Source organism: Trichocoleus sp. FACHB-46 (assembly GCF_014695385.1).
In the GTDB taxonomy this organism is placed as follows: domain Bacteria; phylum Cyanobacteriota; class Cyanobacteriia; order FACHB-46; family FACHB-46; genus Trichocoleus.
Genome location: NZ_JACJOD010000030.1, coordinates 330874 through 354278, shown reverse-complemented (window position 1 = coordinate 354278; position 23405 = coordinate 330874). Strand labels below are relative to the sequence as shown.

25 protein-coding genes are annotated in these 23405 nt (G+C 47.1%); 15 read left to right on the top strand and 10 right to left on the bottom strand.

What is annotated here, in order from left to right:
* Nucleotides 1–84: 84 nt before the first annotated feature.
* Complete coding sequence (locus tag H6F72_RS18070; RefSeq protein WP_190438573.1) at nucleotides 85–498, top strand: hypothetical protein; 414 nt, start codon at nucleotides 85–87, stop codon at nucleotides 496–498.
* Nucleotides 499–534: 36 nt separating this feature from the next.
* Here the strand turns inward: H6F72_RS18070 and H6F72_RS18065 are convergent, their stop codons facing one another.
* Nucleotides 535–1062 (bottom strand): hypothetical protein, encoded by a 528-nt coding sequence (locus H6F72_RS18065; protein ID WP_190438569.1) that lies wholly within the window; start codon nucleotides 1060–1062, stop codon nucleotides 535–537.
* A 159-nt stretch (nucleotides 1063–1221) separates the two neighbouring features.
* Between H6F72_RS18065 and H6F72_RS18060 the strand changes: the two genes are divergently transcribed.
* From H6F72_RS18060 to H6F72_RS18030, 7 genes are all read left to right on the top strand, one after another.
* Entirely contained in the window at nucleotides 1222–1608 is a 387-nt protein-coding gene (locus H6F72_RS18060; protein ID WP_190438566.1) for a nuclear transport factor 2 family protein, read from the top strand.
* Between the two features lie 359 nt (nucleotides 1609–1967).
* Complete coding sequence (locus tag H6F72_RS18055) at nucleotides 1968–2741, top strand: PspA/IM30 family protein (RefSeq protein WP_190438564.1); 774 nt, start codon at nucleotides 1968–1970, stop codon at nucleotides 2739–2741.
* Nucleotides 2742–2992: 251 nt separating this feature from the next.
* Nucleotides 2993–3328, top strand: a complete 336-nt coding sequence (locus H6F72_RS18050) for a co-chaperone YbbN (protein ID WP_190438561.1) — start codon at nucleotides 2993–2995, stop codon at nucleotides 3326–3328.
* Nucleotides 3329–3451: 123 nt separating this feature from the next.
* Nucleotides 3452–4624 carry an LL-diaminopimelate aminotransferase gene (locus H6F72_RS18045; protein ID WP_190438558.1) on the top strand — a complete coding sequence of 391 codons (1173 nt, stop codon included), beginning with the start codon at nucleotides 3452–3454 and terminating at the stop codon, nucleotides 4622–4624.
* Between the two features lie 266 nt (nucleotides 4625–4890).
* A complete protein-coding gene (locus H6F72_RS18040) occupies nucleotides 4891–6957 on the top strand; it encodes a cadherin-like domain-containing protein (RefSeq protein ID WP_190438555.1) in 2067 nt (688 codons plus the stop codon).
* Nucleotides 6958–7447: 490 nt separating this feature from the next.
* Nucleotides 7448–8419: an NF038130 family PEP-CTERM protein gene (locus H6F72_RS18035; protein ID WP_190438551.1), complete on the top strand. Its 972-nt coding sequence runs from the start codon at nucleotides 7448–7450 to the stop codon at nucleotides 8417–8419.
* Nucleotides 8420–8749: 330 nt separating this feature from the next.
* Nucleotides 8750–9157 carry a response regulator gene (locus H6F72_RS18030; protein WP_190438548.1) on the top strand — a complete coding sequence of 136 codons (408 nt, stop codon included), beginning with the start codon at nucleotides 8750–8752 and terminating at the stop codon, nucleotides 9155–9157.
* A 23-nt stretch (nucleotides 9158–9180) separates the two neighbouring features.
* On the opposite strand, the gene H6F72_RS18025 is transcribed toward H6F72_RS18030, so the two are convergent.
* Nucleotides 9181–9360 carry a hypothetical protein gene (locus tag H6F72_RS18025; RefSeq protein ID WP_190438544.1) on the bottom strand — a complete coding sequence of 60 codons (180 nt, stop codon included), beginning with the start codon at nucleotides 9358–9360 and terminating at the stop codon, nucleotides 9181–9183.
* A 199-nt stretch (nucleotides 9361–9559) separates the two neighbouring features.
* Between H6F72_RS18025 and uvrC the strand changes: the two genes are divergently transcribed.
* Nucleotides 9560–11443 (top strand): excinuclease ABC subunit UvrC, encoded by a 1884-nt coding sequence (gene uvrC / locus H6F72_RS18020; protein WP_190438542.1) that lies wholly within the window; start codon nucleotides 9560–9562, stop codon nucleotides 11441–11443.
* A 926-nt stretch (nucleotides 11444–12369) separates the two neighbouring features.
* Complete coding sequence (locus H6F72_RS18015) at nucleotides 12370–12558, top strand: replication restart DNA helicase PriA (protein ID WP_190438540.1); 189 nt, start codon at nucleotides 12370–12372, stop codon at nucleotides 12556–12558.
* Between the two features lie 53 nt (nucleotides 12559–12611).
* On the opposite strand, the gene rlmN is transcribed toward H6F72_RS18015, so the two are convergent.
* Nucleotides 12612–13724: a 23S rRNA (adenine(2503)-C(2))-methyltransferase RlmN gene (rlmN, locus tag H6F72_RS18010; RefSeq protein WP_370527527.1), complete on the bottom strand. Its 1113-nt coding sequence runs from the start codon at nucleotides 13722–13724 to the stop codon at nucleotides 12612–12614.
* 304 nt (nucleotides 13725–14028) lie between these two features.
* Between rlmN and lgt the strand changes: the two genes are divergently transcribed.
* The 4 genes from lgt (at nucleotide 14029) to H6F72_RS17990 (ending at nucleotide 17082) form a co-directional block, all read left to right on the top strand.
* Nucleotides 14029–14949, top strand: coding sequence for a prolipoprotein diacylglyceryl transferase (gene lgt / locus H6F72_RS18005; RefSeq protein ID WP_242017001.1), 921 nt, complete (start codon nucleotides 14029–14031; stop codon nucleotides 14947–14949).
* 296 nt (nucleotides 14950–15245) lie between these two features.
* Complete coding sequence (gene cobM, locus H6F72_RS18000; RefSeq protein WP_190438538.1) at nucleotides 15246–16061, top strand: precorrin-4 C(11)-methyltransferase; 816 nt, start codon at nucleotides 15246–15248, stop codon at nucleotides 16059–16061.
* A 68-nt stretch (nucleotides 16062–16129) separates the two neighbouring features.
* A complete protein-coding gene (locus tag H6F72_RS17995) occupies nucleotides 16130–16630 on the top strand; it encodes a flavin reductase family protein (RefSeq protein WP_370527526.1) in 501 nt (166 codons plus the stop codon).
* A gap of 98 nt (nucleotides 16631–16728) precedes the next feature.
* Nucleotides 16729–17082: a phenylpyruvate tautomerase MIF-related protein gene (locus H6F72_RS17990; protein WP_190438534.1), complete on the top strand. Its 354-nt coding sequence runs from the start codon at nucleotides 16729–16731 to the stop codon at nucleotides 17080–17082.
* 116 nt (nucleotides 17083–17198) lie between these two features.
* Here the strand turns inward: H6F72_RS17990 and H6F72_RS17985 are convergent, their stop codons facing one another.
* The 5 genes from H6F72_RS17985 to H6F72_RS17965 form a co-directional block, all read right to left on the bottom strand.
* Nucleotides 17199–18275, bottom strand: coding sequence for a pentapeptide repeat-containing protein (locus H6F72_RS17985; protein ID WP_190438531.1), 1077 nt, complete (start codon nucleotides 18273–18275; stop codon nucleotides 17199–17201).
* A gap of 22 nt (nucleotides 18276–18297) precedes the next feature.
* Nucleotides 18298–18762 carry a hypothetical protein gene (locus H6F72_RS17980; RefSeq protein ID WP_190438530.1) on the bottom strand — a complete coding sequence of 155 codons (465 nt, stop codon included), beginning with the start codon at nucleotides 18760–18762 and terminating at the stop codon, nucleotides 18298–18300.
* A gap of 97 nt (nucleotides 18763–18859) precedes the next feature.
* On the bottom strand, nucleotides 18860–19240 hold the full coding sequence (locus tag H6F72_RS17975; RefSeq protein WP_190438528.1) for a hypothetical protein: 381 nt from the start codon (nucleotides 19238–19240) through the stop codon (nucleotides 18860–18862).
* Nucleotides 19241–19393: 153 nt separating this feature from the next.
* The gene (locus H6F72_RS17970) at nucleotides 19394–20341 is read right to left on the bottom strand and encodes a type II secretion system F family protein (protein WP_190438525.1); all 948 of its coding nucleotides are present in this window, start codon (nucleotides 20339–20341) and stop codon (nucleotides 19394–19396) included.
* Between the two features lie 85 nt (nucleotides 20342–20426).
* Nucleotides 20427–21008, bottom strand: coding sequence for a DUF2808 domain-containing protein (locus H6F72_RS17965; protein ID WP_190438511.1), 582 nt, complete (start codon nucleotides 21006–21008; stop codon nucleotides 20427–20429).
* Nucleotides 21009–21879: 871 nt separating this feature from the next.
* Between H6F72_RS17965 and H6F72_RS17960 the strand changes: the two genes are divergently transcribed.
* Nucleotides 21880–22398 carry a DUF4149 domain-containing protein gene (locus H6F72_RS17960; RefSeq protein WP_190438508.1) on the top strand — a complete coding sequence of 173 codons (519 nt, stop codon included), beginning with the start codon at nucleotides 21880–21882 and terminating at the stop codon, nucleotides 22396–22398.
* A gap of 116 nt (nucleotides 22399–22514) precedes the next feature.
* On the opposite strand, the gene H6F72_RS17955 is transcribed toward H6F72_RS17960, so the two are convergent.
* Both H6F72_RS17955 and H6F72_RS17950 read right to left on the bottom strand, forming a co-directional pair.
* On the bottom strand, nucleotides 22515–22817 hold the full coding sequence (locus tag H6F72_RS17955) for a TMEM165/GDT1 family protein (protein ID WP_190438505.1): 303 nt from the start codon (nucleotides 22815–22817) through the stop codon (nucleotides 22515–22517).
* Between the two features lie 78 nt (nucleotides 22818–22895).
* Complete coding sequence (locus H6F72_RS17950; RefSeq protein WP_348252047.1) at nucleotides 22896–23351, bottom strand: TMEM165/GDT1 family protein; 456 nt, start codon at nucleotides 23349–23351, stop codon at nucleotides 22896–22898.
* Between the last annotated feature and the right edge of the window lie 54 nt (nucleotides 23352–23405).

The following is a 23405-nucleotide window of genomic DNA, read 5'->3' as shown; positions in this document are numbered from 1 at the left end:
AAAACTACAGATTATTGACACTGCTTCACCTGAAGGATGATGCTATAGAAAAAGCCTAATTAGTTTTTTCAAAAAATATTATAAATGAACAAAATTGCCATACTAGATGACGATGAACACTGGTGTTTTTTAATTCAGCGCTTCTTTAGAGGTGCTTTTGAAGTCTCTGTTTTTTACTCTTTCAGTGAGTTAACTCCTAAAGCTTCTCAATATGACCTGATTATTGTGGATTTTTCCATTCCACCAACCCAATACCAGAAAAATATTGATGGTTGCAGTATTATTCAGCAGCTCAAGCAAGACTTGAGTCAGCCACCAATTCTGGTTCTTGCTACTGCATTTATTAGCAAAAATAATTTGGCATTAGGTAAACAACTTTGCCCAGAAGCAGATTTCTTTATTGCTAAGGATGCGGGACTAGAATTTATTCTGAGTGCAGTTAAACAACTCCTTACAGATAAAAAGCTTCCTGTTCATCTAGCTTCAGGGCTTGAGTAGGCAAGTTGTGGGCAGCGTTCTAGATCTAGCCATTGATTAGGGCTTGGAAGTAGAGTAATAACTTAATACTTCTTGCCCCCGACGTACCAGCTTTTCGGGACCTTCCATCATTAAGAGATAGCGTCCTTGGCTTAGGTAATGGCGGTAAATTCCAGAGGTACTGCCTTCTCCTAGGAACCCTAACAGCGCTCCTGCTACAGCCCCGCAAAAACCACTTACAACGCCGCCCGCTGCAATCATGAGTACTAGGTTGGCATGAAGGGGAAAGCTTAAGCCAAAGTGAACAAATAGGGCTCCAATAAAACTAATTGCCGAGCCGACTGTTCCAGCAAAAACTGCCAAAGCCTTCGCTTTACGAGTAGCAATCTGCATGGGTTTTAGAAGCCCAACCCGCTCAGGACTGCTATAGCCCTTACCAACGATCGCTAAATGCTCGGGAGAAATTCCATGCGATTGCAAGAGCCGATAAGCTTGAAAAGCAGCCGCTTCGTCTGAAAGGATAAAAACAGTTAAATGGGAGCGACGAGTTAGGGTCGCTTGGCGAAGAAATCGTTTAACAGTCACAAGCCTAAGCTGGGTTAAGAAATGGATAGCTTTGCTTGATTCTAATCTTAGTTTCTAGTTCGTTTGTTGGTTTGCGTTGCAACTTAACTAATTTTTTAATCTCGTTGTTAAGTAATCAGTTCATGACATTGCTATAAAACGACAAGGGTGACGCATTGTATGAGTGACGAGCAAGCAGTACTAGCAGCTAATCAAGCCTTCTACCGAGCTTTTGAAAGAAAAGATATGGAGGCGATGCAGGCAGTGTGGTCCAAAGGCACAGGTAGCCTCTGCATTCACCCGGGACGGCTAGCTCTACGAGGATGGGATGCGATTGGTAGCTCTTGGGAGAAAATCTTCAAGAACACTAGCTATCTCGAAATTGAGGTAGAGATCATTACTACTGAGGTAAATAGCGCGATCGCCTATGTCGTAGTGCTCGAAAAGCTATTTCAGGTAGTCGGTAACCAGAGAGTCCAGGCTCAATCTATGGCGACTAATATTTTTGAGTGCATGGCCCAGAAATGGTATCTGGTCCATCATCACGGCAGCCCTCTAGCTCGCTAGCTTTAATGAACGCTTGTAACTAATGTTTGAGAACCGCGTGTCCCTTTTCCGAGCTGCTAGAGTTTATGCCAAAATGGGGCTGTCACGTACTTACTCAAGTACAAATTGCGATCGCTCGAAAAGTAGAAGCAGATAGATTTTACTTTTCCAGGTGAATTCCTTTGCTGGTGTAGGCCCCATCATTCACACCAACACTAGGAAGCGTTCTAGCGCTGGCTGGAGGAAGGATTTAGCTAGTATATGTTAAGACTATTGACATAGCCTCAATTTAATTCACCCTAAAACTTTGAAATCCAGGCAGGCTTAGGTAAGCAGCCTGCGTTGCTCACCTCATACACCCCAAAAGGAAAGATAGAGTCATGGGATTATTCGACCGCATTAGCCGAGTAGTCAGATCCAACGTCAACGACATGGTCAGCAAGGCTGAAGATCCAGAGAAGATTCTGGAACAGTCTATTCTGGACATGCAAGAGGACTTGGTGCAGTTGCGTCAAGCCGTTGCCAGTGCGATCGCCAGCCAAAAGCGAACTCAACAACAACAGAACCAGGCTCAAACCGAATCTAATAACTGGCAGCAACGCGCTCAATTGGCGCTACAAAAGGGTGATGAGAACTTAGCCCGTGAAGCATTGCTACGCCGTAAAACCTACAATGAAACCGCTACGAGTCTGAAAACTCAACTCGACCAACAAAACGGTCAGGTTGATACTTTGAAGCGTAGTTTAATCGGCTTAGAGAGCAAGATTTCGGAAGCAAAGACTAAGAAAGACATGCTCAAGGCCCGCGCTGCTGCTGCGAAAGCTAATGAGCAACTGCAAAATGTGGTCGGCAATATGAGCACTGGTAGTGCTATGGGTGCCTTCGAGCGCATGGAAGAAAAGGTATTGCAAATGGAGGCTCGTTCTCAAGCAGTTGCCGAGTTGGCAGGCGCTAACTTAGAAAGCCAATTTGCCCAATTAGAGTCTGGTAGCGATGTAGATGATGAGCTGGCCGCTATGAAGGCTCAGTTAATTGGTGGTGCTTCACCTGAACAGAAAACGCTACCTGCATCTAGCCCATCAGCGAGCGCACCCAAAGATGCAGCCGTTGATGCTGAATTGGAAGACCTGAAAAAGCAGCTTGACAGTCTATAACAGTGTTTAGCACTTTTACTGTGTCTTCTCATGAGACCTAACCCCCAGCCCCTCTTCCCTTAAAGGGAAGGGGAGCTAGAGTAGGAGTTGCGGGAGATTGAGTCTGTGAGAGATTTAAAGCTCATCGGCGATAGGCAGAGGGTTTAGAGAGGCCTGCAAGACCTCTAACTTGCTCCCAAGAATTTATGAGTTGATTCTTAACCAGTCAGCATCGTTTTAAAGTATTAAGTAATTATTAGAATTCAAACGTCATGACTGGCAGTGTAATTACGATTTCAGACGCTGAGTTTGCGGCAACCGCTCTTGAGCCAACGAGCAAGCTTGTGGTTATCTACTTTTGGGCTCCTTGGTGTGGTCCTTGCCGACTCACGGCTCCGTTGATGGATTGGGCAGCGACTCACTACAGCGATCGCCTCAAAGTTGTCAAAATGGAGATAGACCCCAATCCTGAAACCGTGGCGAAGTACCAGGTGCAGGGAGTACCCGCTCTGATCTTCCTTAAAGATGGGGAAGTCGCGGCTTCAATTGAAGGAGCCATTGGCAAGCAAAAGCTGATTGATCTGCTCGAAACTCACTTGCCAAAGTAGGCCAAAGTAGAGGCCAGAGTAGGGTTATCAGTAGCTCTCAGCCGCTCGCCTAGAGCCTTTAGCCCTCATCCGTTAGGTGGCCAGCCAACCGAATTGATCTCAATTGCTGAGAGCGAAGTTATTATGCAATTTGCCAAGCGTCTAGCCCCTCTTCAATCTAATGTGTTTGCTGATATGGATCAGGCAAAAGCTAGAGCCAGAGCAGCAGGCCGAGATTTGATTGATTTGTCGCTTGGCTCCTCCGACTTACCTGCAGCGGAGCATGTGATTGAGGCGATCGCTGCGTCTCTTTCAGACCAAAGCACCCACGGCTATTTGCTGTTTCATGGCACACAAGCCTTCCGCCAAGCCGCAGCCACCTGGTACGAGAAGAAGTTTGGCATTGCAGTCGATCCAGAAACCGAAGTCTTACCTTTAGTCGGTTCGCAAGAAGGCACAGCTCATTTACCTTTAGCAGTACTCAATCCCGGAGACTTTGCCCTGCTGTTAGATCCGGGTTATCCCTCTCACGCCGGGGGAGTTTATTTAGCTAGTGGGCAAATTTATCCCATGCCGCTGCTAGCTGAAAACAACTTCTTACCGATTTTTGCAGACATTCCAGGCCCAGTTTTGGCGCAGTCTCGCATGATGGTGTTGAGCTATCCTCACAACCCCACTGCCGCGATCGCCCCGCTCTCGTTTTTCCAAGAAGCGGTTGCCTTCTGCCAACAACACAATTTGGTTTTGGTGCACGATTTTCCTTACGCTGACCTCGTGTTTGATGGCACAGCTTTGCCCTCCGTCCTACAAGCTGACCCAGACAAGAGCGTATCTATCGAGTTTTTTACCCTTTCCAAGTCCTACAACATGGGTGGATTTCGGATTGGATACGCGATCGGCAATGCTAAACTGATTCGAGCTTTGCGTCAAGTCAAGGCAGCTGTAGACTTCAACCAATATAGAGGGATTTTGAATGGGGCGATCGCTGCTCTCACAGGCCCTCAAGAAAGTATTCAAGTCACTGTAGAAACTTTTCAACAACGACGCGATGCTTTTGTAACCGCTCTCAACCGCATTGGCTGGCAAGTACCGATGCCTACAGCAACTATGTATGTCTGGGCCAAGTTGCCCGAGCGCTGGAGCCAAAATTCAATGGAGTTCTGCACTCAAATGGTTGAGGCAACCGGAGTTGCTGCGTCTCCCGGTGCTGGCTTTGGTAAGTCGGGTGAAGGATATGTGCGGTTTGCCTTAGTCCATGAGCCAGCCATTTTGAAAACTGCGGTTGATAGAATTGCTCAATATCTCGAAGCTCATTGAAGATTTCCGGTCTTAACTCTGCACAACTATTTATGTTGATTTACTGAAAGCGAAGGTTGAAGGCTTCTACTTAAAGCCCAACCTTCATAGCTTCTTCATAAAATTCTGTAAAAATCTATACTAATTTCACCAATCATCTCGTAAGTAATACTTAGACTAAAGTCGTTGTGAAAGAGCTAGAGACTGAGTAGTGAACTAGGGAAACCCAGAAGTTAGCTCTGCGATCGCATTCACAATATTGCATTACCAGTATTTCGCTAACGTTTATGAGCATTGATATTAGTACCTTATTCGACGAAAGGTTCTATCTAGTCACTTATACAGATGTCGCCGCTGCTGTCGCTCAAGGATTTTTTGCCAGTGGCTCAGAGCATTTCAGGCAGTTCGGGCAACGCGAGCAACGCAATCCTAGCCCTCTGTTTGACAACCAATTTTATTTACAAAATTACCCTGATGTTGCTGCGGCAGTAGCTCAGGGAGCCTTTCCCAGCGGTTTAGACCACTTCTTGCAATTTGGTCAGTCTGAGCAACGCAACCCTAGTTCCCTGTTTGACAGCAACTTCTATTTAGCGACTTATACGGATGTTGCTGCGGCAGTAGCCCAAGGTGTTTTGAGCAGCGGATTTGAGCATTTTCTACGCTATGGGCGGTTTGAACAGCGCAATCCTAGTTCTTTGTTCAATGAAAGTTTTTACTTAGCTCACAACTCAGATGTTGCTGGAGCAGTTGCAGCGGGCGCTTTTATCAGTGGGTTTGACCATTTCTCCCGCTATGGCAGATTGGAAGGGCGTGACAGCATCAATACGGCTCCTCTTGCCAATAGTGACGCTGTTGTGACTACTGCCAATACAGCCACCGCTATCAATGTGCTAGGAAACGATAGCGATAAAAATCAAGACGTGTTGGCTCTAACTGGGTTTAGTTCAGCCGCAAATGGCACCGTGACTAAAAACAGTGATGGCACGCTGACTTATGCACCGAATGCCAATTTTAGTGGGGTAGACACCTTCACTTACACAATTGAGGATGGCTACGGTGGCACAGCAACAGGCACAGTTGCAATTACGGTTAACCCTGCGCCCTCGGTTACACCAACTAACGGCTACTACGGTTATACAACTGGAAAATTTCCTAATCTAAGCGAATCTTCCGGTTTAGTGCGAGGAGCGGGAGATTTTTGGTGGACTCACAACGATTCGGGCAATACTGCGGCTATCTATGCAATAGACAACAGAGGCAAAGCCATTAGCCAAGTCAACCTCCCTGGAGCTACCAATGTTGATTGGGAAGAGATTACCGCTGGGTCTGCTCCCGGTGGAGGCAAATACCTCTTTATTGGGGACATTGGCAACAACCAAAACCTTAGCGTTGGCTCGCGCACGAATCAGAAAATCTATGTTGTGAATGAACCGAGTTCCAGTGCTCAATCTGTGAGCTTGGTGGCAACGCTGCCGATCAGGTATCCCAGTGGATCTTTCGATAGCGAGGCCATGGTTTTTGACTCAGACAGACAAGAACTGTTAATTATCACCAAAGATTTATTCCCTACCACTGGGCAAAGCAAGATTTTTAGTCGCACTCTAAGTCCAAACAGCCCCACTCTCACCCTCGTTGGTACATTTGACGTTTCTCAGCGAACAACCTTAAGCGATCGCCTAGTCACAGGTGCAGCTTTGAGCAGCGATCGCACCACCTTTATCCTGCGTACATACAACACCGCTTTCCTGTGGCAGCGCACTCCTGGCGAATCATGGAGTAGCTTGTTTGGGCGGCAACCGAATATGGAAATCCCTCTACCCAACGAAACCCAAGGAGAAGCGATCGCCTTTGGCGAGAGTAATACAGAGTTCTACACCACGAGCGAACAAACAGGTCTGTTTAGCCGCTACGCCTATTTAGCCATTTACACAGGCACAGCCAACAACGATGTGATTGTTGGAGATACAGCAGCCAACGTGATTGCAGGCGAAGCAGGTGGCGATCGGCTCACGGGTGGAGGGGGAGCCGATATTTTCCTCTACAAAGCCCCAAACCACGGCAGAGATTCAATCACCGACTTTGCATCTGATGACACGTTCCACATCTCAGAAGCAGGATTTGGGGGTGGTTTGCGAGCAGGAATTCCCCTCAGCACGACTACTGCTTCCACAGGAGTCTTGGTAAGTAGTGCTGCGCCTACGTCACTTGGCACCAGCGCTAACTTCCTCTACAACACCAGCACTGGGGTTCTCAGCTTCGATGCTGATGGCACAGGTGCTGGCTCAGCCGTCGCGATCGCCACCTTAACTAACACGCCAATCCTCAACGTTAATCAGTTTGTTGTTACCTACTAATACCAATTCTCCAAATTCTATTTACAGATATTTGTAAGGGCGAACGGCCGTTCGCCCTTACAGCCAATTACTTGTAGCCTGATTTTCAGGAATTGATATTACTCATTCCAGGCAGTCGAACGTTTAATGGATGCGTATTATTGAGTACTTGCAAGGATGCAATGCCCTTAATCTGACGCTGTGCTTCCGAGAAACTACTGGCTACCTGTATTTCTACGGGGATGAGCGATCGATAGCTATCAAAAGAGCGAACAATTCTTTATCCAAGCTTAGGCAAAATCTCAGCGAACTTTACCTATTTGAGTACTTAAACTTTCTAGACTAGGCGTTGATTCAATACCAAAAAATACTCAAGTAAAACTACGAAGTAGTAGATTGCCCCTCAGAGTTTTATCGATCTTGTTAACTCTGGATCGCACAAATCTACCTCCCCTGTAGTGGGTGTTCCAGGGCTCGAACGTTATCTAGAAATCTTGTGGAGACACACAACATGGTGAAGAATATTAAACGCCTAATCGTTGGAGCCTCCGTGTTCGCAACTGTCAGTGCGATCGCTAACGCTCCTGCATTTGCAGCATCTATCGTCAATGCAACAGTTGGAGGTAATGCATCTTTTCTGACTTACACAGTCATTGGCGGTCAAACCGTAGTAGACCCAACCAATAATGTGCAGGCAGCATTAGATGGTGATAGCAGCGCTCCAGGCGGCAATGTCGAACTATTTTCTAATAGTGAAGCAGGTTCTCTCTACTCCAGCGCCGGAGCAACCCTGGCCCAAAAGTTAACCGCTTTCAACAATTTTTTGGGTTACAACGAAGTCAAGACTTTGGATGGTCAGCTCAACGGTAAAAACATCAGCCTCAGCAGCTTAACTGCTGTAGATTGGCTAGGAGCTAGCAACGTTACTACTCTCCAGACAGCCCTCGGTTCTAATACAACTGCCATCCAAAAATCTGCGGCGATCGCCTCGCTCTACAATTCATCCAACTTAGCAACCACTTGGTTTAACACCACCCTAACTCAGTACGGGATGGCACCTAACCAAAACCTATTTAGCACCTTTTTGCTAGCAGGTGGGCTGCAGAGATTTAGTGACCCCAACATCTCCTATGTCAATCAAGACGATCAAACTGGGTTGATTAAGATTGGCTTAGCCGGACATTTCAATGCTGCCCCTCTCTTAGGATTACCGGGCACCATTCAGGCCAGTGAACTAGTCAAAGTTAGCTACAACGGACAAGCGAGCCAATACTTACGTAGCTATCAGGCGACCAAGTCTGGGCTCGTCTCCAAAGATGGTACAAATTCCCACACTGGCAACTACGAAGTCTCTTTGCAAGGTGAACTACCACCCAAGCCCTCCCCTGAGTCAGTTCCTGAGCCTTCACTAGCACTAGGCTTATTCAGTTTGGGTGGATTGTTTGCCGCTAAGCGCAAGCTAACCAAACAAACCTCAGCTTAATCATTAATTTAGTCAACATCAGAACCAGGAGGCGATCACTTCTTGGTTCTGATGTTGTGGTGTGGGTCTAGAAAATTTTCGTTTATATCCGCTAATGTTCAGATAATTTTTATCGCTACTAAGTCTCACGTCACTTAAATACTTTAATCTTATTAGACCTTGCCGCGCTCGGTTTCACGCTGCTGTTAGTCGAGCCTTGCGTTAATGGGTCAGGACAGATACTATAGGCTGCGAAATTGGATGTAACCAATTTAACTTAGAGGCTGATAGAGTCTCTAACTAAAATTTGGTCTCCAGATTGGGTAGCTTTGTGCAAAAGGAATTATAAGGATGAGCCAGGATGCAGATGAGTTAGGACAAGGCAGTGCTCGAATCTTGCTGATTGAGGATAATGACTCCAATCGGCAACTGCTGAGTGACTATCTCAATTACTGCGGTTATACCGTACTAACTTTGGCCGCAGGTGCTGAATTTTTTACGGCGATCGCTCAATTTCAGCCTCATATTGTGCTTTTAGATCTGAAATTACCAGATATTGATGGATACACTCTTTTAGAGCAACTGCAACAACGTGGGGAAGAGTTCCAAGTCCCTGTAATCGTCGTTTCAGCGTTTGCTTTTCAGTCTGACCAGCGGCGAGCATTGAGTTTAGGGGCTCGTCGTTACTTAGTCAAACCAGTGAACCTGAACCTACTCAAACAAGCAATCCGAGAGGAACTGCCCTACTCGGTCTTATAGGAATTCCTCTGCTAAATCCAGATTTATTTGGCTCTTTGTTCTATAACAAAGGTTTCAACAAGCTGGCTTAAGGTTTGTACTGAGGCACCTGCTTCAGAAATTTGAGATTCCAACTCTGCAATTAGCAGGGTTGCCGTTTGCAATTGATTTAGAATTTTATCAATAGCATTGCGAGTTTGTGACTCAAACTCTTCAATTTCCATACTTTTACTACTTAATTAATAGTCTTAATACATACATTTACAACCATAGCAATTACGGAGGGAAGAGAGAATCCGTTAATTCGCTTAAGATTTCTAGCTGTTCTAAAATAAAGGTATAGGGCCACACTTCTCGGACACCCTATGGGTTGAAGCTCAAAATTCTGTAATTTTCAGTTCGTTTATTTTTCTAATTCGGCCTGTGACCCTATCTTCTCAAGTTTTGCCACTGCTGAAAGAGCCTGAGCGCCTCGAAACCCGATTGAAAGAAATTCCAGCGGAGCCTGGGGTTTACTACATGCGGGATGTGAGCGATCGCATTCTCTATATTGGTAAGTCGAAAAAGCTGCGATCGCGGGTGCGCTCTTATTTCCGTGATTTACAGTCACTCAGCCCTCGCATCGCGTTGATGGTGCGACAGGTTGCAGAAATTGAGTTTATTGTCACAGACACAGAAGCTGAAGCCTTAGCGCTAGAAGCGAACTTAATTAAGCAGCATCAACCGCATTTCAATGTGCTGCTTAAAGATGACAAAAAATATCCTTATCTCTGCATTACCTGGTCAGAGGATTACCCGCGCATCTTTATTACTCGCAAGCGACGGCTAGGTAATGAAAGAGATCGTTTTTACGGTCCCTACGTCGATACTCATTTGCTCCGCAGCACCTTGCATATTGTGAAGCGGATCTTTCCCTTACGGCAGCGTCCCCAACCTTTATTTAAGGATCGTCCCTGCCTTAATTTCGATATTGGTCGTTGCCCAGGCGTTTGTCAGCAAATGATTTCGGGCGAAGACTATCGCAAAATTGTACAGAAAGTCGCGATGGTCTTTCAAGGGCGCACCGGGGAACTGGTTGACACCTTAATGGTGCAAATGGATCAAGCTGCCGAGGCTTTGAACTTCGAGCAGGCGGCTCGCCTCCGTGACCAGATTAATGGTTTGAAATCTCTAGGTGCAGAGCAAAAAGTAGCGCTCCCCGATGACACCATTTCTCGTGATGCGATCGCGTTGGCCGCAGATGAGCAGCATGCTTGTATTCAACTGTTTCAAATTCGCGCTGGTAGATTAGTAGGACGATTAGGCTTTGTCGCCGATGCTCAATCGGGAGAACCAGGTGCGATTCTAGAGCGAGTGTTGGAGGAGCACTACCAAACGGTAGATGCAGTTGAGATTCCTGCAGAAATTCTGGTGCAGCACGAACTGCCAGAAAGCGACATGCTCGCCGAGTTTCTGAGCGATCGCAAAGGACGCAAAGTTACGATTGTCGCGCCGCAACGGCAAACTAAAGCTGAGCTAGTTGAAATGGTAGAGCGCAACGCGGAGTATGAGTTAGCCCGAACTCAGCGCTTTGCCGATCGCAATGCTCAAGCGATGTTAGATCTCGCCGAAGTGTTAGATCTGCCTGACATGCCGCGACGGATTGAAGGTTATGACATTTCGCATATTCAAGGTTCCGACGCTGTCGCTTCTCAGGTCGTGTTTGTAGACGGTATACCTGCCAAACAGCACTATCGACACTACAAAATCAAAAACCCTACTGTGACCACAGGGCACTCGGATGACTTTGCCAGCATGGCAGAAGTGATTCGGCGGCGGTTTCGTAAATATGCCGCTGATCCGCAGTTGCCAAGGGTAGGCAATTCAGATTGGCCCGATTTAGTCATGATTGATGGCGGTAAAGGCCAACTCTCGGCTGTAGTGAGCGTACTGCGGGAGCTAAATTTATTAGAAGAGTTGCGCGTGGTCAGTTTAGCGAAAAAGCGAGAAGAAATCTTTTTGCCAGGGGAGTCCTTGCCTTTAACTACAGAAGCGGAACAGCCGGGAGTGCAACTGTTGCGTCGTCTTCGGGATGAAGCTCACCGCTTTGCCGTTAGTTTCCATCGCCAGCAACGCAGCGATCGCATGCGCCGCTCTTGCTTAGAAGATATTCCTGGGCTAGGGCATCATCGCCAAAAAGAACTGTTAGCTGCTTTTCGCTCAGTTGACTACATTCGGGAAGCGACCCCGGAACAACTCACAAATGTTTCTGGGATTGGCCCTCAGATAGCTCAGAAAATCTACGACTACTTTCATCCGCAGCCCTAGTTTTCTAGCAAGACGGGTTAAATAAACCTGACCGAACTAGAGTAAGGTCTAGCTCTGCTTAAGTTGTCACTACGTAGCCAAATTGCTGATCGTTGCCTAAATCCTTCTTAAGGAAGAACCATTTTCTTAATTTAGTTTTAATGATTGGTAATAGCTTTATTTGACGCGATCGCTTTGAGGGGTTAGATAAAGTCAGGATCAACATATTCTTTTGAGTTTGCCTCCAAATCTTGCGATTTAGAGGTTAAACATCTGTGCTGACCTAAAAAACTTGTGTTCATTTTCTATAGCAAGAAATCATGACAAAATGCTTGAATCTTCCTGGCAATGCAGTTTGTAGTTTTACTGCCCTTGGCAGCAAGATTGAGGAACAGCTTTGCTCTGCGTAGACGACACCAAAAGACTTATAAAAGCTCAATGCATTATGCTGCTTGAATTATGACGGAACGTGGAGGAGTTTAACTAGGAAACATTTTGTAGTTTTAGTAACAATTGCTTCTATTATTCTCCAATAAAATATTATCCAACGCTCAGTAAACTCATTAAGAAAGTTCATAAACATAAGTAAAATCTCATAAAAAATTCGCAGAATTGTTTAGAGAATTCTGTAATCATCGAAGAAGTTAGTATCGAGCAGTCCCAAATCAAAAGCGCTTTTAGCTAATAGCAGTATTGCGGGGATCGCTCTCTCTGTAGGCGATCCCCAACCTCCGAAATCTAAAATCTAACTAAAGCTTGATTGCCGATCTGCATAAATGCCAACATAATAGAAGAGTCAGGAGACGATGACTTCTGCACTTTTAATCTCAGATTAATTTAGTAAGCTTCGATACATTTTGTTTCGAAAATCTTAGAATTACGAATTTAATTCGTGAACCTTGCCCTTAATCCCTCCTAATTGTTGAGCTAGCTGCGAGAGTATTAAAATGCGTGTTCTAGAAACCTTACAAGTTGTTCGTTGCCCTAATTGTGGTAGTCATGCCGAACGTCATCATCTTTCAGATGATCATTTGACTCGAACCCAATGCCAAACTTGTGATTATTTAATGATTACTTGCACAATCACAGGCAAAGTAATCGAAGCGTATGCTCCTGGCATCTACGCCCGTCATTAGATTTGCACTTGCGATTGCCGCACCACAATCGCAGCAGCACGGTAGGAGTGATCTTAAGCGATCGCTCCTACTTTTTTTGCCCGCAATTGACCACAAGCGGCATCTGCTTCCAAACCCCGCGATCGTCGCACACTCGCAGCAATATGATGCTGCTTCAAGCCATGCAGAAAAGCCTGAATCCGTTGTGGGCTAGGGCGTTGATAATCTACTTCACTAATTGGATTGTAAGGAATCAAGTTAACGTGGCTCTGGAACCCCCGCAGATGTTCCGCCAGTTCTACTGCATGCTCTGGGCAGTCATTTAACCCGCCCAACAAGATGTATTCAAACGTGACCCGTCGCCCGGTTAGCTGCACATACTCGCGGCACTCGGCCAGCAAATCCTGCAGCGGATACTGTCTCGCGCTTGGAATTAGCTGCTCTCTAACTGCTTGGTTAGAAGCATGCAGGCTCACGGCTAAAGTGGTCTGTAGCTGGTGTGCGGCTAAACGACGAATGCGACCCGGAATGCCTACAGTCGAAATAGTCATGGCTCGTTTACCAATGCCCACATCCTCGTTCAGCGATCGCACCGCACCCAGCACATTGTCTACATTGAGCAAAGGTTCGCCCATGCCCATAAACACGATGTTGCTGACTCGCTGTTGAAAGTCTTCTTGAACTGTCAAAACTTGATCCACAATTTCATGTCGCTCCAGATTGCGGAGGAAACCACCTTTACCTGTAGCGCAGAAGTCGCAACCCATCGGACAGCCAACCTGAGAAGACACACAAACAGTCAGGCGCTTTTCCGTGGGAATGCCTACAGTCTCAATAATCTGACCATCAGCTAGCCGGAGTAAAAACTTCACAGTGCCATCTGGGGCAGCGGCTCGGTAATGCAACATTGAGCGCCCTATAGGCACATCAGCAACCGTGGAACGCCACTGCTTGGAGAAAACTGAAATTTCGTCCAGCGATCGCACCCCTTTTTGGTAAATCCACTGGTGTAACTGCTGCCCTCGATAAGCAGGCTGTTGGTGCTGTTTCACCCATTCCGTCAGCTCTGCTAACGAGGCACCTAGGAGGGGAGGCGAAGCTACCGCAATTGGCATCGGAGTCGCAGTTCCTGATTGACCAGCAGTGATAGCCTGTGCCACAGGTTGATCGGAATAAATTCTATCCATGCTTTTTCTCAATTTCAGGAGCGACTAGGGCTGTCAACAATTGCAGTTGCTATTTTGACAGACTTTTAGTTGTAGAACTTTAGCTTCTCAGCCCTGACTCACGCAGCTACAATCGGCCCTCGATGTAGCTAAATCAGTTGGCCCAAGGATTCTCATTCTAGCTCAATTGGCCTGTGTAGCCTTGAGCAGCGCTTTTAATTCATGCTTCTTGCAGTCAAAGTTTCGGGCCAAAGAAATCGCAGCCCAAATTGGATTCTGCCCTCAGGCGGATAAAATCAAGTTTGTAGCTGAATCCTAAATTCTCATGCCCTTGGATCTGCCAATTTTGTCCCATCTCTGGAGTAGCTGCTATGGGCTTATGGCCTTCGAGTTCAAGTCTCCAGGGCCCATATTAGTTGAGTTGGGACCTCTCACTATTCGTTGGTATGGCCTCTTAATTGCCTCGGCTGTGCTGATTGGGGTCAGCTTGTCCCAAGCTTTGGCGACGCGTCGCCGAGTTGATCCCGATTTGATTGGCGACCTAATTATTTGGTTAGTTGTCGCTGCAATTCCCTCTGCTCGGCTGTATTACGTACTGTTTCAGTGGCAAGAATATGCTCAACGACCAGAAGATATCATTGCCATTTGGAAAGGAGGCATTGCGATTCATGGCGCTATTCTGGGCGGTTTGGTTGCCAGCCTAATTTTCGCCAAGATCAAACGAGTTTCGTTTTGGCAATTAGCAGATTTAGTCGCACCATCTTTGATTTTGGGGCAGGCGATCGGGCGTTGGGGCAATTTCTTTAATTCAGAGGCGTTTGGGCGACCGACTAATTTACCCTGGAAGCTGTTTATTCCTCCTGAGCAACGTCCAGTGGGATATGAGAATGTGGCGTATTTTCATCCCACGTTTCTCTATGAGTCTCTATGGAACTTGATGGTGTTTGGGATTCTCATCACCTTGTTTTTCCGGGGCCTGCGAGGGAAACCTGCTTTGAAGGTGGGAACGCTATTTTTAGTTTATTTAGTCAGTTACAGCTTGGGTCGTTTCTGGATTGAAGGGCTGCGCACAGACAGCTTAATGATCGGCCCGCTCCGCATTGCTCAAATTATTAGTTTGGTGGAAATCAGCATCGGTCTTGCTGGTTTATTTTGGCTCTACCAACTCCGTCGTCCTTTACCAGATGTGGTAGCTGCTCAGGAAACAGATCCGAAGTTGCGGCAGGAATCGGATCATCTTCCTTGAATTTAGGCTTCAAACAAGAAAAACCCCAGAAGCTTTGTGGCTTCCAGGGCTAAATCAGGGTGCATCTACCATTCCTTAATCCCACGGCCCAGCAGCCAATCCGGATAGATTGGATTTTGGGGCGATCGCTTTATCAAGTCTTTACGGTTACGCTTTTAGAACCAAGAGCTTGAGGGCACCTGCCCCCAACCCCCGCTGAGGGACGGCTGCGTCCCCCAGACCCCCTGCAGAGGTAACTTCACGTACGGGGAGGCTCTAGACTGACTCCTCTACAACTAAAGACTGAATCGAGATTTATGACTACGTTTGATATTAATTCTGTTGTCAGCCAACTCCCTGAAACCCAGGATAAATCTGGTCTAGCGCCTGCCGTTTACATTGTCGGGGCGGGTCCGGGTGATCCGGAGTTGCTGACGATCAAGGCACAAAGGTTGTTGGCGCAGGCGGATGTGATTCTGTTTGCAGATTCTTTGGTGCCTCGGCAAATTTTGCAGGGTGTGAGAGATGATGCAGAGTTGATTCGCACGGCGAACAAGACGCTGGAGGAGATTCTGCCGCTGATGGTGGAGCGGGTGCGATCGCAAAAGTCGGTGGTGCGGTTGCATTCAGGGGACCCAAGTTTGTATGGAGCAGTGCATGAGCAGATGCAGGCTTTGGCGGAGGCGGAAGTGCCTTTTGAGGTGATTCCTGGAATTAGTGCGTTTCAGGCGGCGGCGGCGAAGCTGCAAGTGGAGCTAACGGTGCCAGGGTTGGTACAGACAATTATCTTGACTCGGATTAGTGGTCGTACCGAGGTGCCGGAGGCGGAGGAGTTAGCGGGTTTGGCGGCACACAAGGCGAGTCTTTGTCTCTACCTCAGCGCTCGCCATGTGGAAGCATCTCAGGCGAAGTTGATGGAGCATTATGGAGCAGATACTCCGGTGGCAATTTGTTTCCGCATCGGTTGGCCTGATGAAAAAATTCGGGTGGTGCCGCTGAGTGAAATGGCTGCGGTCACGCAACAGGAGAACTTGATCCGGACTACGCTCTATGTGATTAGTCCTGCTCTAACGGCGACTCAGGCGCGATCGCGGCTCTACCATCCAGAGCACGATCATCTCTTCCGCCAGTAGGATTCTAGTCGGATTAGAGCTGAGCTGTGGTTTTCCTTCCGTGACTCTGTAATACACTGAGCGATGTAGTGCCAATCAGGTATAGACCCTTGCTGGACGAACAAGCGAAAAAGACAATCCTGCGTAAAATTCCCCACGGGCTTTACATTTGTGGAGTCAAAGAAGGGGAAGAAGTAAATGGCTTTACTGCCAGTTGGGTTATGCAGGCTTCCTTTAAGCCCCCTCTCGTCGTCAACTGCGTCAAACAGGACTCCCGCTCTCACGCCATGATCAAGAGCAGCGGTGTCTTTGTCCTAAGCTTTTTGGAAGCAGGACAGAAAGACCTGGCGCAAAAGTTTTTTCAACCGCAGCGTCGAGTGGGGAACAAGTTTGACGATGTCGAGTTTTACCTCGGAGAAACGGGTTGCCCCATCATCTCGGAAGCTTTGGGATATGTGGAATGCCGAGTAGTTGGTGCGGTCGAGCAAGGCGATCACACGGTTTATGTGGGCGAAGTGATTGCAGCGGGCACCCATCGTGAGGGCGAACCTCTCTTGCTAGAGAGCACAGGCTGGCAATACGGTGGCTAAAGTTTTGATTGCTAAGAGGTTGTGAGGGCTGAGTCTTGGGCTTAGCCTAAACAAGCAGTTCATCAGATCGTGAAGTTTAGAATTTTCATATTGTTACTATGCCTTTAATCAAGGTTCAAACTTCTATTTCTGCTCCAAACAAGTCCCAAGTAGACAGCTTACTCAGGCAGTTGTCGGCTGGGCTAGCAAAACATACGGGTAAGCCTGAATCTTATGTGATGACGGCTTTTGAGCCAGAAGTCGCCATGACTTTCGGAGGTACGTCTGACCCTACATGCTACGTGGAGATTAAGAGTGTGGGCACGATGGGGCCGACCCAAACCAAAGCGATGAGCCAGGATTTTTCGCAACAAATTGAGCAAGCTTTAGGGATTCCTGCCAATCGTACCTACATTGAGTTTTCAGATGCTAGAGGCTCGATGTGGGGATGGAATGGTTCAACATTTGGTTAATTCCTGAGCAGAGCATATTAATTGAAATACTTACTACTATCGATTGCCCTAACTAACTCAGTTAGAAGGGGCAATTAATGCTCCTTTAAACACACAGCTAAATCTTATAAATTCATTTATTCTTCTTTAGACCTTTCAAAATAGTCAGGTAGGATGGCTCTACTGGTATCTGATAGTTTAAGCTGTGGCTCTGTAAGATGTTTTGCCCCACTTAAGTTTGCGCCGCTTAAGGTAGAACCTTGAAGACTAGTATTAATAAAGTTGGCTCCTCGTAAGTCGGCACTCAGAAGAATTGCATCTCGCAGATCAGTTTGTACAAGGCTTGCTTCTGTTAAATCTGTTTTGATAAGGATTGCACCCTGTAATTTTGCCTTATCAAGACGAGCTTTTTGCAGGTTAGCTCCAGTCAATACCACTCCTTGTAACTTAGCCCCAGTCAATACCACTCCTTGTAACTTAGCCTCTTTAAGAGCTGCTCCTCTTATATCTGCATTAGATAAATCAAGAAAACCTTTATCTTTCTCAATCTCACGTCGCCCGATAACAGTCAAAGCTGCTTGTATGTCAGTGCGAAGCCTCAATGCCTCGCCCGTGGTATCAATCTTATAAGAAGGCTCTTCCAAAGAAGAAGGCTCGCGCACAAAGGTAGCAAGAACTTCCATGATTATCCAGTGATCATCATCAGAATCCTTACTGGAATTCTTTGCGATTCTTTCCAAAGCATAAATTCCGCCTAACCGAATTGCCAGATTTGGGCTTGCCAACTGTTCAATTGCCTTAGTGAAGCGTTCTGTAATTTGCTTATCTTGTGCTGCTTGCGCGTTTTTAAGGGCGGCTTCAGCATTCTTATTAGCAGCCTCAGCACTTTTATTAGCAGCGATCGCACTCTCATCAAGAGCCTTCGTTCTCTTCGCCGCATAGTAAACGTTAAAAAGAACAGCGATACCTCCAAAGGCTGTAGTCACAATTTTTAGGCTTTCAATGGTAAGCTTTACACCTTGAGTTTTAAACTCCAAAATGTCTTTTAGAGTAATTGACTCATCAGATAAGCCAAGTTGATTAATTGAGAAAAAATAAGCACAAAAGAGAGACAGAGAAACTATTAAACCTAGGCTAAAAAATATGAACATCAAAGCTATCAGCCAGCTTTTTAGCTCTGCTATTTCATCAGCATTCGTTAGCCTTATACTCATTCAAGTTAGATGAATTAAGCGACTAATTACGATCCAACTCTGATTGGTTGAGTTCTCGACATTTCGCTTCTGCTGCCTGAAACGCCTCCAGATAGTCTTTGCCCCCTAACATCGCGTCCCCGTAATACTCATAGGGGGCAGGTCCATACACAGGCAGCGGATCGTCCTCTGGATAATCTTCTTTGGCTTCTTCGATCGCAGCTTTCAATTTCTTGACGCTCAAGCGCTGAGCTGAGAAATACCAAATCTCTTCGGGAGCGCGGTTTAGGTGGGGCAACGCGGGATCAACAATGGCGTCCTCAACTTCCAGCCAGCAGTGCTCCATCGGCTTGTAGGGTATGCCTGGCAGCACCAGAAATCCTTGCACATAGGTAACTCCTGGAATCAGCAAGGCTGCTTCGTAAGCATTGTCGAAGGAGGTTTTGGCTTTGTGACTAAGTCGCTGAGCAATCTCTTCCGAGAGAGCAGCGTTTAACGGTTTACTCATTCAAACCCTCCTGAGTTTCTCAAACATGGCAGCCCTGCTGGTTGGCAGCTAACCCTTGAAAGTGGGTCTAGCTTGGCCCAACTCCATCAATCAAGTCTTAACTTTCAGTTGCAACTTCTGAATCTGCCTCAGCGGTAACATTCTCCTCCGCTTCTGGCTCTGGCTGCACCACAGGCGGCTTCGGCTGAGTAGGTTTTGGTCCTCGCATCAAAGCAGGATTGACCGGAGTTCTGGCGCGATCGTCTTCTTGATCTCTGCCTCTGCCTTTTCTTTTGTCTCTGTCGCCGCCTCTACCGCTGCCTCTGTCACTGCCTTTATCGTTTCTATCGCTTTTATCGCGTGAAGGCCGACTTCTGCCGCGTTCTTCAGAGTTGCGAGTACCCGAATCGGAAGCTTCCGATCCTTGGAACCCTGCTGCATCACTACTGGGATTGTCTGCAACCTGACGTTCAGACTTCTTGATGGGACGTTCTACCATGATTGAGAAATTCTTTTGCTGATGTCGTCTCTTCCACCTGCTAATGTAGCGTACCGTCTACCCCGGCGGATGAATTTACGGTTTAGTTACCGTGGAAAATTTTTCACTCTGGCGTTAGATCTGACGGGCGAGAACTCATTGAAGCTACTCCAGTCAACCTGGTAAGGCACCAAGCAGCGATCGCACCATCTGCATGCCCAATACCAGCACGAACGCTCCTCCCGCTAGCAAGCTCAAAGGCCGCAACACTCCTTGAAGCTGCCGAAGCTTTAGCTCTAATTCGCCTTCGTAATAAGCGGCGAGTTTTTGCAGCATGGCATCTAAATTGCCAGTTTCTTCGCCCGTCCGAATCATTTGCAGCGCGATCGCTGGAATCTTACCTTGTAGACTGCGGCTCAGAGTTTGCCCCCGTGCTACTTGCTGACTGGCGATCGTTAAATTTTTAGCGAGTTCTGGATTGGGAATGCGATCGCGAACTAACTCTAAGGCGCTTAGCAATGGCACTCCACAGGTCAAGGGCAGTTCTAGCTCCGTAAAGTACAACATGCTTTGAGCTTCTAGAAACGGCTTTAAGACAGGCAACCGCGCTAGAGAGCGATACAAGCTCGGAGTCAGCGATCGCGTTCCAAGCAGATAAGCACCAGCTAATAGCAGTCCTACAGTGATCCAAAAACCAGGCTGAACCAAAAAATTACGACTACCTTGCGACAAAACCACGAGCAGCAACAGCAAACTGCTCACAGTTGCTCCACCTGCCAAAGTCACGGAGCGGTAAAGCCGTGCCCGTCGTTGCTGTTGCTCAGCCGCGATCGCTAATTTGCGACAAGTTGCCGCTAAGCTACCGCTGTACTCAGCTATCTGAATCAAAGCCAAAGTCCACGGACTCCAAACCGCTGGCGTTAGAGTCATCGCAGTCGCCAAGTCCTGTCCCTGAGCAACATTGGTACTAGCTTGCTGTAGAGAGCGCTGAAAAGCCACGCTACAATCTTTACCCGCCAAAGTCAAGCTTTGCTGCACAGGCAATCCTGCATCCAGCAAAGCTGAGAATTGATGGAAGAAACTGGCAATTTCTTTGAGCCTGAATTTGGGAGAGAGCACCACTGGCAAGATTGAAGTTATAAGTGCCAGCTTGGTCTAATTCGCCTAGCTTAGCAAGCAAGCTTTTGTTAACTCAGTAAAGCAAAATCTAGCGAAACCAGCGATCGCGGAGAAACCAAGCATCACGAGAGTCATAAAAGTGCAGTCGGCCAAAGCCTAAAAATTGCCCATGCGCTTTTTCACCTGCTGGGAAGGCTGTAACCCCAAACAAGTACACACCACCAATGTTGGGATTGCGTACCGGACGCAGCCCTACAGTCACAGTCTGACCGGGAGGAATCGGCGGATCGAATGCCACTGAGACCGTCCGCGTTTTGCGATCGCCGATTACTTCACTTAAGGCCACCGCTTGTCTCTTGCCTCTAGGTTCACCCACAAAAGCTTGGGTGTCTTTCAGGTCGTAGCGCAAGGCATCAATCCCTTCTCGCTGTGCGATCGTCACTTTTTGGAGAGGTTCTCCCGCATTTTCTGGTACATCCAAGGTGAAGTAGTAAGTGGCTGACCAAGCATAGGTCGCGCTCTGCGTTGTAGTCGCCTTCACCAACCGAGGAGGTTGCACAAAGTAGACCGTACCATCTGCTAGGGTCACCGCCTGCAATGGCAGATTCAGGCTCCAGGTAGCCGTAGCTGCCGTCAGTAAAATCCCTAAACTAGTCGCAATACCTTTCATCGCCCGTCTCCCACCTAGGTCTACCAACTTCCAGGTAGCTTGTTTTGTCTCTACTTCAGTTGTAGATCAGGTGCTGCGATCGCTGCCGTTAACCACAAGCAAAGAGCAAGAACTTAAGTCTAGTATTTAGTTTCTTTGCGGGTTGTTTCTAAAGTTAATTAGGAGTGAACTTCTACAAAACAGCTCACGCTTTCAAAACCTCGGTGCTATTCTAAATTCAGGCACCAAACAGCTCCCCCTCATTCAATCCAATTGATAACTTCTAGGATCTGAAACGGTTAGCCTCCTGCGCTAGTCAGAATGTTTTCTCCAATATTCGATCTGACTTTGCAAAAGTAGCTGTATTCGCAAGCAATAAGCAGTTTACCAATTTTACAACTCATCAATCTCGTCATTGGTTTCTTGCTTCCCTTCCCTTACAATCAGCACAACTTTTGTAAAGCTCGTTGCAGAAAATTAAGTGCTTCGTCTGAAGTATCTTAAGCGGTGGTTAAGAGTCTACCTCATAGGCTGTAGTAGACGGATGATAGGTTATTTCAGTGATTAAGGAGGTGTTGTAACCTTTCGCAGATCTGACGAGCAGGCTTCTGTCCACCTTTGAAACAAACTTCCTGATTGACTACTCTTGAAGAGTCTGGCAGCCTTCTGTCAGACTCATTTAGTTTTGTATCACTTTTGCGGACAGGTAAATTTACCTCACGTATGATTTACTGACTTACAAACTCAGCAGTTTTTGTTGTTCTGGTTCATTTTTCTAAGCTAAGCTTTTTGGTTAAATGAATCGACTTTAGCCTGAGACAATTCCGATTTATTTCATAGTTGTCAGGAAATAGATTCGCTAAGCTAAAGGTAAGTACATCCAGGAATTTTTATGCATTCAAGCGTAGATAGTTTTAGCATTTCCAATGGCGTAATGCAGCGACCCCAATGGCAGACAGTTGTGATTTTTGCGTTGGCCTTTTGGCTCAGCAGCAGCCTGATTTTGGACCTGGTAATTATGCCAAGTCTCTACGCAGCAGGCATGATGAGCCAACCTGGATTTGCCGCAGCTGGATACGCCATTTTCTGGCTTTTTAATCGCATTGAATTGCTCTGCGCTGCCATAGCCTTGACGGGAGTTTTAGCACTGCGCTACCTACAACCTGCCTACAACCGCAAGGGCTATGCTGGAGCGGTACTTGCCGCCATATTAGTGGCGATCGCTCTTCTTTACACCTACGCTCTCACGCCTCAAATGAGTGCTTTAGGCATGGAGCTAAATTTGTTTAATACGGCGATCGAAATCCCAGTTGGGATGAACCAGTTGCATGGTAGCTACTGGGCCTTGGAGATGTTGAAGTTTGCCTCTGGCGGACTGTTGCTAAATCTTTGCTACCGCGAGCGCGTTTAGTTGCGTTTTACCCGCATCACCAGCAGAGGCACAACCTATTTCTAGCCATGAAAAAAGCTCCTGAGCCCATCGGGAGCTTTTGCTTTAGGTGCCTATAAACCTTGAAAATAAATTAGCTAGGAAACTTCCTCTGCGTCTGGAGGTAAATCAGCACTGGGCCATAACAACCGCACCGCCATTAGGGCAAATCCCAAAGCTGCGATCGCCTTAACCAAGCGAGTTGGCAAAAGATGAGCCGCCCCGTGACCCAAAAGCACCCCTAACAAACTGGCGAACAATAAGGCCGCTGCTGTCCCAAAAAACACGGCCCGTGGAGATTTAGAACTGCCGCTCAGGGCGATCGCTGCCACTTGGCTCTTGTCGCCTAATTCCGACAAAAAAATGGTGATGAAACTCAATCCAAGCAGGTGCCAATCCATAATGTTTTAGGAAATTGCAGGGCAGCGATCGCGAACCGTTGAAATGTTGATCGAATTAGTTGGTTGGAGCCAGCGGTACTAAAAATGCACGACATCCCACAGGAGAGAAACAGAAACTAGCAACAGAGCCGCTCCCGCAGCCGTCTCCAAGGATTTGGGCGACAGCCGATTAGCTAGCCAACGCCCTACTAGCACACCCAGCAAGCTAGTCGTAATTAAAGCCAATGCTGCTCCTGCAAACACCATCCAAGGGGACTGGGATTCCGCACTCATTAATAGCGTTGTTACCTGGGTCTTATCGCCTAACTCCGCGAGAAAAATGGTAACAAAGGTAGAACAAAACACTCCAAACCCTTGCCAACGCTCTTGACGATCCTGAGACATATGCGGAGCACTAGCCTGCCGTGGCAGTTCCACTTCTTCAATCAAAGTTGCATGAATCTTAGACTCTGGCTCATTGAGTTGCTCCATCAATGACTGAGCAGCGGGCGAAGCTGGGGCAGACAGACTAGTAGGGCGGGAAGATAATTGCACAGGTAACGCGCCATTTCATATTCTTTTCATTATTATGCTCAGGGTTGCCTGAAA